Raw genomic sequence first — 17,173 nt, forward strand, 5'->3', positions numbered from 1 at the left:
TAGTCTATTTTGTTTCAAAAAAAATTACAGTATATACTGCTCTAATTCTTTTTTAAGGTCCCTGATAAGTTCTAGCATCAATTTTCTCGATCCCATCGTCCTGCTCAGAACAATTCCACCTTCTATCGCTGAAAACATTTTAAAGGCAAAAACTTCTGCATTTAGGTTTTCTGAAAATTCACCGTTAATTTTTCCTTCTTCCAGTACATTTGAAAGAGCGATCTGACCCGCATTCAGAACTGCTGCAACCTTCTTTTTTATCGAAGGAAAATTATCATCAGCCTCAACAGCGGTGTTAAAGATGGGACAGCCTCCGGCTATATATGTATCGATCGGGTTCTTATAAAAATCAAGATATAAAAAGATCTTCTCTTTCGCTGTTTTACCTTTTGATACAATAGATGCCACTCTTTCGGTTATTTTTTTTAGGGAATAGTCTACAACCTGTTCCGAAAGATCCTCTTTTCCATTGAAATGCCCATAAAGACAGCCCTTAGTTAACTTGGTCGCTTCCAAAACATCGTCAATGCTCACACCCGATATCCCTTTCTCATTGTAAAGCGGGCTGGCGGTTTCAAGAATAAATTGTTTTGTTTTTTCTGCTTTTGTCAACATCTGTTTTATTATTTACGCTACAAATATACCAAAAAGTATATTTTAAAAACAAATAAAATATACTGAAAAGTCTGTGTGTCTTGTCCAAAAGCAAAAACGCACAGTAAGAACATTGACATAAATGCTGTTATTTTTTTTTCTCTTATCGTATTTTTTATGACCTATCTCCATATATACCAGCTTTTGGAGGAAGTGATGCCTGTGGAGTGTTCGTTTTTAGCTAGCAATCGTTCGGTATCGAACAGGGTTATTAACTCAAAGTTTTTATTTTCAGGAGGATAGCATTTTGGCAAGTACCTTGTTAACCACTAATTATGAATAAAACAGTATTTAACTAAAGACCTCCAATGAAACCATTATTTAACCTTCTTCTGTTCATATTTTTGACAGGCAGTGCATTTGCACAAACAAACTCGACGACATGGAATAAGTTCCTATCAGACTTTAAGAAATTAGAACGGGATTATAATACCTATTATCCGGCAAAGGATTATCAAAAATCCACAAAAGTATTAAATGCCATATCGGCCAAAATGGACAGCTTACAGCTATCTGAAAAAGAAAAGCAGGAATATCAAACTACGATAGGTGAAATTAATGCGAATATAAACTACAACCTTGCTTGTTTACAATCATTACTCAATCAAAAAAAACAAGCTGTTTCAAGTTTTGAAAAGGCAGTTTTGTGGGGATATACCGACTATCGTAATGCTTTAAATGATCATGATTTAGACAATATCCGTAAAGAAAAAAAATTTGTAAAAGCATTAGTCCAACTGAAGCAGTACGATAAATTAACCCTATTGCAGCAATCTGGAGGATACATTTCAGCAAATAGTGACTCTTTGCCGGTATTTACCTACGAGGTAACGAGCAATCGAAATTTATTAGCGGTAAAAAATTTTTTCGATCTGGACTCGATAGCTGGTAAGGGTGACGAAATCTCCAAAATCTGTAATATCATGTTTTTTGTCGCAAATAATATTAAATATGACGGCAGCAATTGGGCACTATGTGAGTTTGACGCGATCGATTTTTACAACTATCACAAGGCAACTGGAAAAGGTATCAACTGTCGGCACAAAGCGATGACGTTAAATGAAATGTATCTTGCTATGGGATTTAAGTCTCGTTATGTTACATGCATGCCAAAAGACGATAAAGATACTGACTGCCATGTGATCAATAGCGTATATGCTGAAACTCTAAAAAAATGGCTGTGGATGGATCCTTCCCATGGTACATTTGTGATGGACGACAACAACAATTTACTGAGCATTGAAGAAGTTAGGGAGCGTTTAAAAAATAATCAATCGCTCAAGCTAAACGCAGAGTCCAAAGTAAATAAACTTTGGTACCTGGATTATTATATGGCAAAGAATTTATACTGGATTCAATGCACGAATAAAAGCCAGTTTAACACAGAAAGTAGATATAGGCCCGTAGCCCCTGATCTGCAGTACATTTCTTTAGTTCCAAGTGGGTTTGACAAAAGCAATAACAAATATTTAAAAAACAACGTGATTACGTTTGATCCTGCTTACTTCTGGATTTCCCCTGAAACAAATACAACACAATAAAATTGTATCGGCAGGCATGACCTGCCGCTTTTATTCAGACTGTCAAAGGTGGAGTTGCGGACTTCCAGCTACGTCTCCCAGCATCGTAAATCTAGCCACTTATCGTGCTGTCAGGCTCGGAATTATTTTGCTGGACAGGCTCCCGGGGAGTTTAAAAAACAGTATACTAAAAAAATGAAGCCTAGATCTTCGTAAAAGTTTTATAAACAAGAATGGTATGAGTAAGATGAAAGGCTAAAAATAAGGCAGAAGCACTGATAAAAATCCATTTCTTGAATGGCAGGTTAAAATTAAAGGTATCTCCTATCAGTGAAATTCCTAGAAGCCATACCAAAGGTGTGTAAGCGGGAGCAGAAAAACCAAGAAGGCTATTGCTCCAAATGCTTTTAGAAAATAAAATTAATAAAACCCACGAAAGCATGTACAGCAATAATCCTGTAAGATAAATGCTGAAGCCGACTTTTTGCCTTTTTGTACGCAGCTGCAGAGGCATCAAAAATGAAATTACAAATATAAACAGCCTAAAAATATTCTCACCGTACGTTAACACGTCCGGAATATTAGCAGAAAATATTTCGGCCTGGTAATTGGCAGGCAACTTATTGCTTAATAAAATATTCCAAATAATGATCGGCAACATCAATATGAAGCAGTTCAAATAATAGCTTTTATAACTCATACTATAGATTTTTTGGTTGGTTTAGTATTCCCCCACTCTGTTTTTAATTTTGATAGCAAATCTAACCTCTCTGAGATAATCTCAACTTTATGATCATTTAAAAGGAGTTACACTGATTTCAATCATCAGATTTTCAAAATAAAAATAGAATCCAAATGAATCCCTGATTTTCTTTGGTGCGCTTTCAAATTTCAAACCGCTGTCGTTTATTAATTTCTGATATACCTCGTGAACAGCTTTCTCATCTTTTTGATAAAATCCAATATGGAAATTCGCTGGATACTTAGGTCTATTTTCCTCGTTGTTCAATTGCTGCCCCCAAAGGACTAAAGCAAAATTATTGCTACTTTCAAGCACTGCCATTTTGCTGTTTCTGTTTATAATTAAATTAAAACCCAACTTTTGCGTAAATAGATCTACGGCTTTATCTACCTCTTTTACGACCAGGTTGATGTGATTTAGATGCATTTTTTCTTCTTTTATTTAATACAAAATTATGCATCAGGAATCAGGTTCAATTGGATAAATCGGTCGTTTTCATTTTTGTTTAAAATAGTTGGCGTTACTCCGGCATATTTTTTTACTTCACGGATAAAGTGAGATTGGTCGCCATAGTTCAGTTCTGGATAGAAATTTCCTTCTTTCAGTTGTTGCAATGAATTTGAAAAACGTACAATGTTAACATATGATTTTAGCGTAAGCCCAAGCCAATTCTGGAAATAGCGGTTAATCTGCCTGCTACTCCAACATATTTTACCCGCCAGTTCTTTTACTGTAATTTCTCCCCTAGATTTACTGATAAGCTCAAACAACTTCTGTTTCATTCCATCCATTTGTTTTTTATACTTTGAAGAAATAGTATAACAGGCCTTTTTATAAAAACACTCGAAGTCAATGAGGTCATCTTTTGAAAATCCCCAATAATCATCTGGCAACGTTTTTTTTGTATTTTTTAAATCCGAAAAAGAGTGATTAAAAATATATTCCGCAGCAGTTGGATAAAAGCTAATGGCGAACATCCGAGATTTCGGGAATGGTGGCTTTATAACAGGTTCTGTACAGACTCCACAAATAAAAATCTCAAAAGCTCCTTTTTCATCTGTCAGAAGAAATAAGTCTATTTTGCCGTCTGGAACGATAATTCCTTCTTTATTTTCATCAGAATGATTTATTACCATCCAGATACTCTCTACGATGTGTTCAAGCGATTGCCACGGCTTAAGTGACATATATTCTAATTGATTATTTTGAAAATTCATCGTTAAGCAGCTCTGAAATTGATATTTACAAATGTATCATTTTAAATAATTCGCTGTTCATTCTACTTAGCATAATCTCATCGCTCAAAGCAGCGGATTGGCCGTCGGTATTGATTTTCTGTTCATGGCATTATGGTCTCGATAATAAGTAGGTTCTTCGTTAACCAATTGAAGCTTCCCTTCATTCAAGAAAAATGTAATGCCCCCACTTTACCTTGAAGTACTTACCTTCCATGAACCGGATGCTGTTTTAATTTTATCTATGGAAGATTTGCTAGCCCCAGCGGTTTTTAAATTCTTTTCTTTTTTCATATCCAATGCTGTTCTTATTTGATCCATCAGGGGTGAACAAAGCCAAAGTCTGAAAGGTTTGGTAGGTATTTATATTTGCAAAAATTACCACCATTTCTGCGCTATGGGCTTGAAAATGATGTTTTGATAGCGTGTTAAAAGGGCTTTTATATGATTATTCTGGTTGAATAATCACAAAGTGTACAAACTCAAATTCATTTTTTATATCCTCACGAATCCGGCGTATCGCCTCGGTGATCTCCTCTGTGTCAAGATGATCTTCAAAGTCAATAATAAGCATCAATACAACATACTCTGGCGATTGATAAGTGGATAGTATGTTTTTAGTTTTTATAACAGCCGAATCCTTTTCGGCAAGCTGGGCGATTTTCAATCTTGTTTCTGAAGCAATTCCCTCTCCCATTAATAAGCTTCTGCTTTCTCTAGCCAATATAAAGGATACAAAAACCAACAACAAGCCTACGATTACTGAAGCTAGGCCATCTAATTCAGGAATCTGCAAGTAATGACTTAGTCCCATTAGTACCATAACGATTATTAACCCTGCCACAGCTGCACCATCTTCAAAGACCACAAGGAAACTGGAAGGATCTTTACTTTTAATAATTGCATCCCACCACCCCATGCCATTGCGGGTTTTATTGAATTCTTTTAAAGCAATAAAAAAAGAAGTCCCTTCAAAAATTAAGGAGAGTATAAGTACAATATAATTCCAAAAAGGATCGCTCATTAATTCGGGTTTCATGATATGAGCTACACCCTGGTAAATAGATAATGTACCACCAAGCCCAAAAATCAGAATGGAAACAATAAAAGACCAAAAGTATAGTTCTTTACCATAACCAAAAGGATGAGACTGGTCGGGTGGCCTCTTACTTCTTTTTAAGCCATAAAGTATGAGCAATTGATTTGCAGTATCTACCGTTGAGTGAATACCCTCTGAAATCATGGATGAACTATTTGTAAATGCTCCCGCAATGAATTTAGTTAATGCAATTAATACATTCGCCGCGAGTGCACTGTATATTGATTTTTTATTACTGGTTTTTAATTCCGGATTATCCATGGAGGTTTTGATGCGTTTATTTCGTATATTTTTCAATTACTTTTTTGAGATCAATACCTTTACCAAGGACCGGTTTAAAAATATCACCTTCACTATTCATCCTTTCTAACGTAATTCTGTTCCACTTGGTTTCCCGCCAAAGGGTTCCGGGGTTTTCTCTTCGGTACGCTTTTGCCGATATTTAGCTAATCCCATAGCTGTATCTTTAGGTGATCTGTTTCTAGCTGTTTTTCCCTTTTTGGATTTATTATCGGCCATGATCGGTATTTTAAAAATTAATATATTGGTAAATAATAAAATGCATATTACACTACCAGTTAATTCGATTTTGATATAGCACAAAACTCAATATGAAATGGTTTTCTCTGATTTAGCAAATTGCTGTTTATGGCCTGATAAATATTATTCTGAACAATGCTGGCGTGCGAAAGGTTTTGCTAACAGGATTGTACCCAAACTTAGAAGAGAATATCGCTTTCGTTTTTATTTGATAACAGTTAAATATATTTTATTGAACTAAAGTGGTTTGGGCTGGGTTATCTATGCAGTAACACTTAAAATTTTTATTATGGCAACTACGAAATCTGTACCGGCAAAAAATGCCACAAAAAAACCTTCTGGTAATACCGGAAAAATGAAAGACAGTGAATTCCACGAGTTTTTCGTCGATGAACTAAAAGACATTTATTGGGCCGAGAAACACTTAGTGAAAGCTTTACCTAAAATGCAGAAAGCGGCAACTAGCGAAAAACTCGCCGCTGCTTTTGAAAAGCATACCAAGGAAACTCAGAAACATATAGAAACTCTTGAACAGGTATTTGAGCAATTGGGAGAAAAAGCTGTTGCTAAAAAATGTGACGCTATGCAGGGTCTACTTGATGAAGCCGATTCGATCATTTCTGACACAGAAAAGGATACTTTTACCAGAGACGCGGGCCTCATCCTTGCCGCACAGAAAGTAGAACACTACGAGATCGCTACTTACGGTACTCTTCGCACATTTGCAGAAACGATGGGACACGACGATGTAGCTTCACTGCTCCAAAAAACCTTAGACAATGAGAAGGATACCGACGAAGCATTAACAGGGATAGCAGGCGGTTTCGTAAACGACAAGGCTGCCCAAGAATAGTTGAAATACAGCAAAAACCTTGGCCAACAGCTAAAGGCTTTTTACGAAAACAATGCGAGGTATATATTTGTTATTTATATTCTCAACTATATTAAGTAAAATTCATGTATGAAGGTCGGACTTGATAATCCGACCTTCATTAATTTTTAGCAAAAGCCGAAAATTAGACTTCCCAAAATGAACCGCCTTTAAGACTCGTCTTTAGTGTTCTTCACAAGACTTATTCCTGATGAGAAGAAAATAAGCGCCAAAATGCCGACTACTGCCAAATTCGTATAGGCATTACTTTTCATGATCAGTTCATAGCCGGTATAGATTAGCCCTACAATACCCAATACTGTGAGAATAGTTCCAAATATTCTTTTTACGTTCATGATGAATATATTATTTTTTTGAATCCTTTTTGCCTGAAAATTTTTCTATTTCACCCTCAAGCTCCTGCTTTTAATTACTGATATAACACGTCTCAAAAACAAATAGATTGCTTTTGCAAAATAAATTATTGGATCGCCAAAAAAACAAAAATGGCATACGACTGTTAGAATTATCTCAGATCAAAATTCCAAAAATTATGATCTGAGATAAGATCACTATAACTTTAACTTTCAATTTGTAAGATTATGAATGGTATTATTTTTCATGGTACTGAGATTCATTATGGCGGCATAGCTGAGTTCTTATTTAGCCCGGAAATTGGTTATAATGCGATGCCAGCAATTATCGAATTCCTCGGCGGCGAAAAAGCCTACGCCGAAATTATCCACGCTCTTCCTTCAGAAATCACGATTACGGTGGGTGAACATTCAACCGATAAGGAAGAGAAAGTCCCCCAGGAAACTTGGCTACTTCGATATGATAAAAAAGAGGACAATTGGAAAATAGTTGAAAAGTTGCAGCCGGGATGAACCTTCGTCGGAGTGCAATCATGTTCAGTTGATGACCATACGATTTCCGCAAAGGAACTATTGTTTTGAAAGTATACGAAAGAAAGGCTGACTTTAAAAAGTCAGCCTTTCGCAAAAATCAAACTAAACTGAAACGTTAGCTCTTGTTTTATTTGTTGGGATTGTCAATTTAACCGGTAGACCTTAAGCTGTTTTTGCAGCTTTTTTCTTACCATATGGATTCTCGTTTTTATTGTACCTTCTGGCATATCAAAATATGATGCAATTTCATGGTATTTATAACCATCTAAAAACAAACGGAAAATTTCATAGTTTTCTGCCGTTAAGCTGTTCATCGCACGTTCGATATCTTCGGCCATAAACTTATTGATCCCTTTGTTGAGTTCTATTGTATTTGTACTTTCCAAGACCACATATTGATCTTGAATTTCGGTGGTACGCTTTGCTTTTCTATACTTATTGATGTAAGTATGTTTCATAATTACATATAACCAGCTCATTAGCTTCGGATGCTGAACAAAATTGTCTATGGACTTCAATGCGCGTATCCACGTTTCTTGGATCAGGTCTTCCTTTTCATCTGGATCAGCTGTAAATTTGGCAGCAAAATGATTAAGTAAACTTCTTTTTTCGTTGATGAGTACATTTAAATTGTGGTTGTTCATAACTTATCCTCTTTCTTTATTCAACTGATTGTTTAAAATGATTTTACAAGAAAAGGATAACAAGAAGAGTGCTAATTTTGAGGGCCAATTTGCACGTAAAATAAATAGCATTGTTAGCGGTAAAAATACGTTGTCCTTATTTACAAAGCCTATTAAGCAAATTTTAATGGATTTTCGCCCTTAATTTTAAATACAGATAAAAAAAAAGCAAATAATAAAAAAAGACAATAGGGTATTTATATATAGGGAAATGTTATAAATACGTTTATTCTAAAGTGTTATTTGCAAACCAGTTTGCTAGTCAGTCGCTAAAAACTGTACACTTTATTGATAACTAACAACTAACGTTTAAATTTTATCCATTCAAACCATAATCCATCGAAGGCTGTTCTACTGCAAAAACAAATATATTATGGGAAATTTATTATATATCATTGCTGTTATTTTAGTCATTATTTGGGCGTTTAGTTTCTTTGGAGGTTATGCTACAGGGAATATAATTCACGTTTTATTAGTTATCGCCATTATTGTCGTTCTGTTACGTGTAATCCGAGGGGCTGCTTAACGCGATATAAAAATCTGATGCATGGTATATAAAAATTTTTATATACCATGCATCTACAGAGAAATATAGACCTGACCTGACCAAGGCTTTAGCGATGCCACAGTGTTTTGAGCATAATCAGTATCAAACAAAACCGCGGCATCCATTTCATTCGTATTAAATATCATTTTCCATTGCAGATCCTCAGGCAGCGTTACCTGTTGTACAATGGCAGAAAAATTCATCATTACAAAAAGAGAACTATCGTTTTTTTTCATCGCTAAGATAAGTACTTTTTGATCTTGGAGACATTTGGCTGTCACTTCATCGCGCTGTATATTTTTCAGCACAGGATTGGTTTTACGGAATGCTATCAGGGATCTATAATAAGATAAATAGTGCTGATGGACTTCGCTATCCTGTTCGTCCCAATTCAAAACGGTATTCCTAAGTATCGTCTCGTCCTGCGGATCGAGAAATTCTGAATCTTCAAAAAAATCTTCAAACTCTTTTTTTCTTCCCTGTCTCACCTGCTCTACAAGTTTGGGGTCACTATGACTGGTAAAATAGGGAAAAGCTCGTTTTGTACCCCATTCTTCTCCCATGAACAGTAAAGGAAGATACGGGGATATGAACACCGCAAAAGCCATTAGTCTCGTTATTTCTACAGGATAGAGTGAAGCCGCGCGATCGCCCATCATCCTATTGCCGATTTGATCATGATTCTGACAGAAAACTATAAAATGATCCCCTTTGATACCGAGAGTGTCCGTTCCAAAGAATTTTTCCCGATGGGGAGAATAGTTGCCATCGAATACATATGCTTTTTCATAAGCTTTTGCGAGATCGGCCAATCCATTAAATTCCTCATAGTATCCCCTTTTTGGTTCGCCCACGCTTACTCTTAAAGCATGGTGGAATTCATCTAGCCATTGTGCATCCATCCCAAAACCATTTTTCGCCAATGGGTCTAAAAATCGTCTATCGTTGAGATCGCATTCAATAAATAGAAAATGGTTTTTTCCGGATTTAGCAATAATTTCATCCGTTTCCTTCCGAATTTGCTGAAGGATATGAACAGCGTTAAAATCCTTAATTGCATGTACCGCATCCAAACGCAGCGCATCGATATGAAAGTCTTCAAACCACATGCGTACATTGTTCAGTACCAAATCCCGCTGTCCATGACAATAGCTATCGTCGTAATTCAGCGCATTACCCCAGGGCGTATGGTATTTGTCGGTAAAATATGGGCCATAATTCGAGAAATAGTTTCCCTCTGGACCGAGATGATTATAGACGACATCCAAAATTACCGCAATATTGGCCTCATGACAGGAATTCACAAGCCTTTGGAATTCCGAAGCGCCACCATAGGAATGCTGCACTGCAAAAGGAAAAACACCATCGTAGCCCCAATTTCTTTCACCAGGAAACTGTGCAACAGGCATAATTTCAATAGCAGTGATACCCAAATCTTTCAAATAGGGAATCTTTTTGATAACACCATCAAAATCATGGGATGAAGTAAATGTTCCTACATGAAGCTCGTAAATAATAAAATCAGACAATGCTGGCGGCCGATAGTCTTTATCGGTCCAAGAAAAAGTGAGATCAACGATTTTTGAGGGACCATGTACACCTTCTGGCTGGGAGAGCGAAATCGGATCCGGCAATTCGTTGCCATCGACACTGATCCAGTATAAATCTCCAGCTGCTAATAAATCAGTCTCTGCGTACCAATAACCATATTGTTGGGGCTTAAGCGCGATCTCCATATCTTTTTGATAAAATCGGCAAAGCACATTCTTTGCCATTGGTGCCCATACGCGAATCTGCCAAAGGTCACCATTGCGACGAATACCCAATTGTTGAATTCCTGTCTTGCTCATATATATCCCCCACTTTATTGTGATTGAAATAAAAGTATGGAACGTGAGGGCACTAAAATAGAATCTCCTGCTGAATAGTTTCCAAGGCTTTCTATCGTATCATTATTCGTATCTAAGATCTTAAACCATCCAGCCCCATAATTTTCACCGGGGAGCGTGTAGGTTACATCTTCCCAATACGCATTAAATATCAGGTAAAAATTAGCATCCACGATTTTCTTTCCATCGGTATCTACTGATCTAATTCCCGCACCGTTTAAAAACACAGCGAGTGAGCGCGCATAGTCTTCCTGCCAGTGATGATCATCCATCTCAGATGCATCTGGAAGAAACCATACAATATCTTCAACACCTGTACCGCGGATAGGCAATCCTTGAAACCATTTGCGACGACAGAATACCGGATGTTCTCGCCTAAAATGGATCAATTTTTTAGTGAAGTCCAATAAAGATACGTCTACATTGGCCCAGTTGAGCCATGAAATCTCATTGTCCTGACAATAGGCGTTATTATTGCCCTGCTGTGTTCGCCCCTGTTCATCGCCAGCGACAAGCATAGGTACTCCCTGGGAAAGAAATAATGTGACGAGCATGTTTCTTTTTTGTTTTTCTCTCAGGTTATTTACCGTAGAATCATCTGTAGGTCCTTCTGCCCCACAGTTCCAGGAGCGGTTGTGGCTTTCTCCATCTTTATTATCCTCACCATTAGCTTCATTGTGCTTTTCATTGTACGATACCAGATCGTGGAGCGTAAATCCGTCATGTGCAGTAATGAAATTTATACTGGCGGAAGGTGTACGATTGTCACCCCGGTATAAATCGGACGATCCAGTCAGGCGATTAGCAAATTCAGCGATCATACTGTCCGCTCCGATCCAATAATCGCGGATACAGTCACGATACTTTCCATTCCATTCGGCCCAACCGGCGGGGAACTCGCCGACCTGATACCCTCCTTCTCCAATATCCCATGGTTCGGCAATTAGTTTAACCTGTGAGATCACGGGATCCTGGTGGATAACGTCAAAGAAAGAGCTCAATTTATCTACGTCATGGAGCTCCCGCGCTAATGCTGATGCCAGATCAAAACGGAATCCATCAACGTGCATTTCCTGCACCCAATAGCGTAAACTATCCATGATTAACCGTAGTACATTAGGCTGGCGGGTATTTAACGTATTGCCTGTTCCAGTAAAATCCATATAATAACGTGGATCTTCAGCCAAACGATAATATGAAGCATTGTCAATTCCTCTAAAAGAGAGTGTTGGCCCCATTTCATTCCCTTCGCCTGTATGATTGTAAACGACATCAAGGATAACTTCTATCCCTGCACTATGAAGTGCTTTTACCATTTCCTTGAATTCCACGACCTGTTCTCCATGGGTACCCGAAGCAGAATAGCGTACATCAGGGGCAAAAAAACCAACACTGTTATATCCCCAATAGTTAGTTAGTCCTTTATCCTGTAGGTGATGGTCTGTAATAAAATGGTGTATAGGCAATAATTCAATTGCAGTGATCCCCAATTCCTTTAAGTAATTTATGGTGACAGGATGCGCCAAGGCAGCGTATGTTCCTCTTATTTCTTCGGGAATCTCTGGATGAGTTGCTGTAAAACCTTTTACATGTGTTTCATAAATCACACTTTGGTGCATCGGTATACGCGGAGGAAGGTCGTCCCCCCAATCAAAATGACCGTCTATAACCACGGATTTCGGGACGAAAGGAGCGCTATCAGTTGTATCCAAACTTAAATCGTCCTCTCCTATATTGTACGCAAATAAAGCATCATTCCATTGTACGACACCCGAAATTGCTTTTGCATAGGGATCAATCAGTAATTTATGGGGGTTGAAACGATGCCCCTGGGCTGGATCGTAAGGACCGTGCACACGATAGCCGTACAGTTGTCCTGGTTTAATTCCCGAAACATAAATATGCCAAACTTGATGCGTCTTCTCTGTTATTTTAAATTTCTCGATTTCTTGTTGGTTCGAACTATCATAGAGATAAAGTTCGACAGCTTCGGCATTTTCGGAGAAAAGGGCAAAGTTAACCCCTTCTCCATCGTAAGTTGCGCCTAAAGGATAAGGGCTTCCAGTATTGATTTTTGTTTCCATCTTTATGTTTAACGGTTGTATAATTTTGTATAGTCATTTAATCTCGCCTGAAGTTTTGGAGAAAAAGCTCTTTTCTGCATGCGCCACAACCAATTTCCGGTCGTACTGGCAGGTCGGTTCATACGACATAATCCGTCAAGATTGAGGATATCTTGCATCGCAACAATGACTGTATCTGCGACAGAGGCGTAAAGTGATCGTATGAGGACCTCATTTACATTTCTACTGTCAACAATTTGTCCAAAATAGGTATTGATATTTATTTTACTCGATGATTTAAGATCTTCACGATACCAAGAAAGTGTCGTATTATTATCGTGTGTTCCAGGATAGGCAACAGAATTTCTGCAATAATGATGTGGAATATGGGGTGAATGTGCCATATCTTTATCAAAAGCGAACTGTAAAACCGCCATGCCCGGAAAGTTGTATTGATCGCGCAGATCATATACCTTCGCATCGATATCTCCAAGATCTTCAGCGATAAAAGGCATGTCATCTAAATGAACTTTTACTTGATCAAAAAAATCCGAACCAGGGCCTGTTGACCAACGTCCATTCTTGGCGGAAGTTTCTTCAAAGGGAACTTCCCAATAGGAAGAAAATGCCCTAAAATGATCAAGCCGTAGCCTATCAAACAGCGCGCAATTGTGTGAAAGGCGCTCAATCCACCATCTGTAGCCATCTTTTTTGAGTGATCCCCAATGATAAGTCGGCATCCCCCATAATTGCCCCGCTGCATTAAAGTAATCAGGCGGAACCCCAGCAACATTTTTAATAGTACCATTTGCTCCTATGGAAAAATAGTGCGGATTGGCCCAAACATCGGCAGAATCATAGGCAACATAAAATGGAATATCACCGATAAATCTTACGCCATAATCGTATGCGTAGTTTCTTATGGCATCCCATTGTCTGAAAAATAAGTATTGAAACCATTTTTCCTTTCGCAATTCATCTGCGAATTCAATTGCGAAATCGTTAAGTGCAGCGCTGTCGCGATGTTTGTATTGTGTTGGCCACTCATACCAAGGACGATTCCCATGTCTGTTTTTTAGGACTTTGAAAAACGCATAATCCTTAAGCCACGAGGATTCACGGTCTAAAAATTCGGAGAAATCAAGCGCATGTTGAACAGAAAGACGATTAAATGCCTTCTCCAAAAGTTTGTACTTTGTGAAGACTATATCAGCAAAATCTATTGTTTTAGAACTATTTCTTTTTAAAGCCTTTAGTTCCCCTCTTTCCAATAAGCCAAATTCCAGCAATTCATTTAAATCGATGAATAATGGATTACCTGCTCTACTACTTAGGGTGCTGTAAGGAGAATGGTTTTGCTCAACATCTGTAGGCCCTAAAGGAAGTACCTGCCACCAGCTTTGGCCGCTATAATGCAGTTGTTTAACAAAACGACGAGCTCCGGATCCCAAATCACCAATTCCATAGGATGATGGCAATGAGCTGATATGCATTAAAACACCCGCACTACGCTTAGTTGGGCTACTTTTGTATTTTAAAATAGCCATTGGAAGATCCCTAAAAATGGTATTCACTGAAATTTCTGTGCCTTCGCCCCCTATGTCAAATAGCATGTGATGCCAGGTCACGGAATGATTTACGGAAAGATGAACGCTCGTATCTGCCCAGTCAAATGAGCCAGGTACGAATTTGGAGATTTTACCGATAGCAGCGAGGTGTAGCGGAAGTACTACGATCATCCAATCATCTCCAGATCTACGCGCGAATGCCAAAATATGTTTACGGTAACGACCGCTTACTTTTAACGGAATATAACTGCTATCTGATGCAAGTGCAGCATCATGCTTTCTGAATTTTACCAATTCCTTAACTAACCATAGTTTAATTGTCCCATCGTATCTATTTTGCCATAATTGTCTAATTCGACTGTCGTTGGGCATATTTTCAATAGCCTTCAGCAGATTTTCACTTAATTGATAATCTATCGGTCGTCGATTGTCGGGATCAACAAAACTATGGTTCCAGAGTTCCGACCCCTGGTAAATATCAGGTACACCGGGACAAGTAAATTTCAAGATTTGCTGTGTAAGCGAGTTTAAAATCCCGAAATCAGCTACCGCCTCAATAAATTGATAAAAGCTCGTAAAAAATGGACGATCTTTATCAAGCAAAAAAGAGGCAAATTCCCGAACAGCGTCTTCATAGGTTAAATTTGGATTTTCCCAGCTCGAGCGCACTTTCCCTTCGCGTAGATATTTAACCAAGTAGTCCAAAAAACGTTTTTCAAATGCGTCGTATACTTCTCCATCCTGTTTTTCCATTGGATAAGAGGCTACCAGCGACTGATAAATAAAATATTCATCATTCGGATGTGGGAGGTCTTTTCGATATTCATTCCAAACCACATCTTGCCAAATCTGAACCTGTTTAACCCATTTCTGAGCCATAGCGGTTAGGACTAATAAGCGACTTCGCGAATCCTCACCACGTTTGGTATCGTGGGTAGAACTTGCATTGATGGACAGTGGCCAAAATTTTTGCCTTTCCTGCATTAATTTGTGGAATTTCTTTTTACTTAGCCCCCAATTATCCGGATGATCGCCGACTTCATTGTGTCCTATTAAACGGTTGTATGTATACATTAACGTATCTTCCACACCCTTAGCCATTACAGGGCCGGCCAACTGCATACATCGGAGAAAAAAATCAACCACAGCAGTATGGCTCAGCGATTTTGAATCTACCTGTGCTTGCTCAAATAGTTCTCGAAATTGATTAACCAGCTTTTGATCGAGCTCGGGCTTTCGGGTCAACTTTTTAAAAAGAGAAGACAGCAGATTAAAATTGTTTGCCAACAGTGGAAAGCTTTCGTCATATAATCTATAAACAGGGAAAAATCCTAAAAAAGAGGTTAGAATATCTTTTAAAGGCCCTAGCTTATTCGGACTTTTAACTGCTAAAAGTGATGCCAATGACCGGGCCAGGTTATTAAGCTCGCCCTGCATGTGTTCATTGAGAATTATGCTCTTTTTTATATACTGTTGTTTTTTAATGGATAGATTTTCTCCAATAACTTTTCTATAATACTTATCCAATATTTTCTTTCCCGATTTACAGGAGCAAACATTATTGGAAGCCGATAAAAAATCGTAGCCTGTTGTTCCCTGTATAGGCCATTCGAGTGGAAGTTTCTCCCCCTGTTCAAGTATTTTTTCAGCAACTATATAAGGTTGTGGACCGATTAATTTCCTCAAATTAAATAAATAGTCAGTAGGCTTATAAAGTCCATCAATATGATCAATCCTTAATCCATCAATCAGTTCTTCATCGACAAGTTTTTTTATCAGCTTATGCGACTGCTCAAATACATTTTTGTCTTGTACATTTAAACAAATCAATTCATTGACCGTAAAAAAACGTCTAAAATTTATACGTTGATTTGTAAACCACCAAGGACAAAGCTCATAAAGCTGACTAGCCACCAGTTCGTGAATACTTTCTAGATTATTATTAAATTGGTCAAGAATATGCTTTAATTTCTCATTGGGAAGGTGCTTAAAAATGTGCGCACGCAGCTGTCTCCACTCCTCGACATCTCCATTAGCTTGAGCCGTATATATTTGAACCAGAAGTCCACTAAAATCCGACTGGCTCTCTTTTAAATAATCATTAAGGACGAAAAAATAGGATTCAGGCGAAAGTGGATAAAGGTTTTCCTGATAAGAAAGCCGAAGACTATCATCTGAGAAAACGACAGCAATTTCGTGGTTTGAAATCGTTTCGTCTAAAATCTTAGACAAGATAGGCACCATTAACTTTCCTTTCTCGAATAAATTGGAACTATAGCAGGTATCAAAAAAATGGCTAAATTTTGATGTCTGTCCAAATTCGAGCAGATTCATTAGCCATTCATTCGAGGGATGAAACGCCATATGGTTAGGAACAATATCCTGTAACCATTTGATATGATATTCACTTAACTCTTTTTTAATGGATCTCAGCTCGTCCAGCGTACCAAGTTCACTATTTATTTTATTGAAATTTGTGCCGTCATAACCATGCATACTCCCTGGTGTTGACTGAAAAATAGGTGCAGCGTAGATTGTATCGATGCCCAGATCTCTTAAGTAAGGAATAATTCTCTTGAAATCCGAAAAGTTAAATTCTTTATGAAACTGAATTCTGTAAGTAGTGTTTGGCGTATTTATGGATACATTTCTATTCATCTGCATGGCTCGCTGAATTTCATTTTAGATCAGAACGTCAGCCAGCAATTTTAGTTCATACGAATTTCAAAAAAGAAAGATGGAAAAAGGTCCAAGAATTCTGAAAATACTACAGTAAAAAAATAATTTAAAATTAAAACGAATCTTTTTGAGCTACGTTCTACCTATACTTCTTCAATAATTGCAGTTTTAAACT

Annotated in this window: 15 protein-coding genes; 4 read left to right on the forward strand and 11 right to left on the reverse strand. The window is 37.7% G+C overall.

What is annotated here, in order from left to right; genetic code table 11:
* Nucleotides 1-24: 24 nt before the first annotated feature.
* Nucleotides 25-615, reverse strand: a complete 591-nt coding sequence (locus M2419_RS00370; RefSeq protein WP_153848111.1) for a TetR/AcrR family transcriptional regulator — start codon at nt 613-615, stop codon at nt 25-27.
* Between the two features lie 347 nt (nt 616-962).
* Here M2419_RS00370 and M2419_RS00375 point away from each other — a divergent pair, with 347 nt between their 5' ends.
* Nucleotides 963-2,195 (forward strand): transglutaminase-like domain-containing protein, encoded by a 1,233-nt coding sequence (locus M2419_RS00375; protein ID WP_153848112.1) that lies wholly within the window; start codon nt 963-965, stop codon nt 2,193-2,195.
* Nucleotides 2,196-2,376: 181 nt separating this feature from the next.
* Here the strand turns inward: M2419_RS00375 and M2419_RS00380 are convergent, their stop codons facing one another.
* From M2419_RS00380 to M2419_RS00400, 5 genes are all read right to left on the reverse strand, one after another.
* A complete protein-coding gene (locus M2419_RS00380; protein WP_153848113.1) occupies nt 2,377-2,874 on the reverse strand; it encodes a hypothetical protein in 498 nt (165 codons plus the stop codon).
* Between the two features lie 93 nt (nt 2,875-2,967).
* Nucleotides 2,968-3,342, reverse strand: coding sequence for a VOC family protein (locus M2419_RS00385; RefSeq protein ID WP_159732506.1), 375 nt, complete (start codon nt 3,340-3,342; stop codon nt 2,968-2,970).
* 26 nt (nt 3,343-3,368) lie between these two features.
* A complete protein-coding gene (locus M2419_RS00390) occupies nt 3,369-4,133 on the reverse strand; it encodes an AraC family transcriptional regulator (protein ID WP_159732509.1) in 765 nt (254 codons plus the stop codon).
* A gap of 466 nt (nt 4,134-4,599) precedes the next feature.
* On the reverse strand, nt 4,600-5,511 hold the full coding sequence (locus M2419_RS00395; protein WP_153848116.1) for a cation diffusion facilitator family transporter: 912 nt from the start codon (nt 5,509-5,511) through the stop codon (nt 4,600-4,602).
* A 105-nt stretch (nt 5,512-5,616) separates the two neighbouring features.
* Nucleotides 5,617-5,769, reverse strand: coding sequence for a hypothetical protein (locus M2419_RS00400; protein ID WP_153848117.1), 153 nt, complete (start codon nt 5,767-5,769; stop codon nt 5,617-5,619).
* A gap of 310 nt (nt 5,770-6,079) precedes the next feature.
* Here M2419_RS00400 and M2419_RS00405 point away from each other — a divergent pair, with 310 nt between their 5' ends.
* Nucleotides 6,080-6,643: a ferritin-like domain-containing protein gene (locus tag M2419_RS00405; RefSeq protein WP_153848118.1), complete on the forward strand. Its 564-nt coding sequence runs from the start codon at nt 6,080-6,082 to the stop codon at nt 6,641-6,643.
* 188 nt (nt 6,644-6,831) lie between these two features.
* Here M2419_RS00405 and M2419_RS00410 read toward each other — a convergent pair whose 3' ends face one another.
* Nucleotides 6,832-7,017, reverse strand: a complete 186-nt coding sequence (locus M2419_RS00410) for a hypothetical protein (protein ID WP_075993108.1) — start codon at nt 7,015-7,017, stop codon at nt 6,832-6,834.
* Nucleotides 7,018-7,263: 246 nt separating this feature from the next.
* Here M2419_RS00410 and M2419_RS00415 point away from each other — a divergent pair, with 246 nt between their 5' ends.
* The gene (locus tag M2419_RS00415) at nt 7,264-7,548 is read left to right on the forward strand and encodes a hypothetical protein (protein WP_120333748.1); all 285 of its coding nucleotides are present in this window, start codon (nt 7,264-7,266) and stop codon (nt 7,546-7,548) included.
* Between the two features lie 164 nt (nt 7,549-7,712).
* On the opposite strand, the gene M2419_RS00420 is transcribed toward M2419_RS00415, so the two are convergent.
* On the reverse strand, nt 7,713-8,213 hold the full coding sequence (locus M2419_RS00420; RefSeq protein ID WP_159732512.1) for an RNA polymerase sigma factor: 501 nt from the start codon (nt 8,211-8,213) through the stop codon (nt 7,713-7,715).
* A 412-nt stretch (nt 8,214-8,625) separates the two neighbouring features.
* Between M2419_RS00420 and M2419_RS00425 the strand changes: the two genes are divergently transcribed.
* The gene (locus tag M2419_RS00425; RefSeq protein ID WP_120333750.1) at nt 8,626-8,778 is read left to right on the forward strand and encodes a lmo0937 family membrane protein; all 153 of its coding nucleotides are present in this window, start codon (nt 8,626-8,628) and stop codon (nt 8,776-8,778) included.
* A 53-nt stretch (nt 8,779-8,831) separates the two neighbouring features.
* On the opposite strand, the gene treZ is transcribed toward M2419_RS00425, so the two are convergent.
* From treZ to treY, 3 genes are read right to left on the reverse strand one after another with little or no spacing between them, the layout of a single operon-like run.
* A complete protein-coding gene (gene treZ, locus M2419_RS00430) occupies nt 8,832-10,649 on the reverse strand; it encodes a malto-oligosyltrehalose trehalohydrolase (protein ID WP_159732515.1) in 1,818 nt (605 codons plus the stop codon).
* A gap of 14 nt (nt 10,650-10,663) precedes the next feature.
* Nucleotides 10,664-12,772 carry a glycogen debranching protein GlgX gene (gene glgX / locus M2419_RS00435; protein ID WP_259254009.1) on the reverse strand — a complete coding sequence of 703 codons (2,109 nt, stop codon included), beginning with the start codon at nt 12,770-12,772 and terminating at the stop codon, nt 10,664-10,666.
* An 8-nt stretch (nt 12,773-12,780) separates the two neighbouring features.
* Entirely contained in the window at nt 12,781-16,977 is a 4,197-nt protein-coding gene (gene treY, locus M2419_RS00440) for a malto-oligosyltrehalose synthase (RefSeq protein ID WP_259254010.1), read from the reverse strand.
* Nucleotides 16,978-17,173 lie beyond the last annotated feature (196 nt).

It is taken from the genome of Sphingobacterium sp. BIGb0116, assembly GCF_024808035.1.
Classification (GTDB): Bacteria; Bacteroidota; Bacteroidia; order Sphingobacteriales; family Sphingobacteriaceae; genus Sphingobacterium; species Sphingobacterium paramultivorum.

Coding starts and splice junctions, on each gene's coding strand:
- glgX (WP_259254009.1), bottom strand. CDS start 12,772: ATGGAAACAAAAATCAATACTGGAAGCCCTTATCCTTTAGGCGCAACT.
- M2419_RS00370 (WP_153848111.1), bottom strand. CDS start 615: ATGTTGACAAAAGCAGAAAAAACAAAACAATTTATTCTTGAAACCGCC.
- M2419_RS00425 (WP_120333750.1), top strand. CDS start 8,626: ATGGGAAATTTATTATATATCATTGCTGTTATTTTAGTCATTATTTGG.
- M2419_RS00375 (WP_153848112.1), top strand. CDS start 963: ATGAAACCATTATTTAACCTTCTTCTGTTCATATTTTTGACAGGCAGT.
- M2419_RS00390 (WP_159732509.1), bottom strand. CDS start 4,133: ATGAATTTTCAAAATAATCAATTAGAATATATGTCACTTAAGCCGTGG.
- M2419_RS00380 (WP_153848113.1), bottom strand. CDS start 2,874: ATGAGTTATAAAAGCTATTATTTGAACTGCTTCATATTGATGTTGCCG.
- M2419_RS00420 (WP_159732512.1), bottom strand. CDS start 8,213: ATGAACAACCACAATTTAAATGTACTCATCAACGAAAAAAGAAGTTTA.
- M2419_RS00410 (WP_075993108.1), bottom strand. CDS start 7,017: ATGAACGTAAAAAGAATATTTGGAACTATTCTCACAGTATTGGGTATT.
- M2419_RS00405 (WP_153848118.1), top strand. CDS start 6,080: ATGGCAACTACGAAATCTGTACCGGCAAAAAATGCCACAAAAAAACCT.
- treY (WP_259254010.1), bottom strand. CDS start 16,977: ATGAATAGAAATGTATCCATAAATACGCCAAACACTACTTACAGAATT.
- treZ (WP_159732515.1), bottom strand. CDS start 10,649: ATGAGCAAGACAGGAATTCAACAATTGGGTATTCGTCGCAATGGTGAC.
- M2419_RS00385 (WP_159732506.1), bottom strand. CDS start 3,342: ATGCATCTAAATCACATCAACCTGGTCGTAAAAGAGGTAGATAAAGCC.
- M2419_RS00400 (WP_153848117.1), bottom strand. CDS start 5,769: ATGGCCGATAATAAATCCAAAAAGGGAAAAACAGCTAGAAACAGATCA.
- M2419_RS00415 (WP_120333748.1), top strand. CDS start 7,264: ATGAATGGTATTATTTTTCATGGTACTGAGATTCATTATGGCGGCATA.
- M2419_RS00395 (WP_153848116.1), bottom strand. CDS start 5,511: ATGGATAATCCGGAATTAAAAACCAGTAATAAAAAATCAATATACAGT.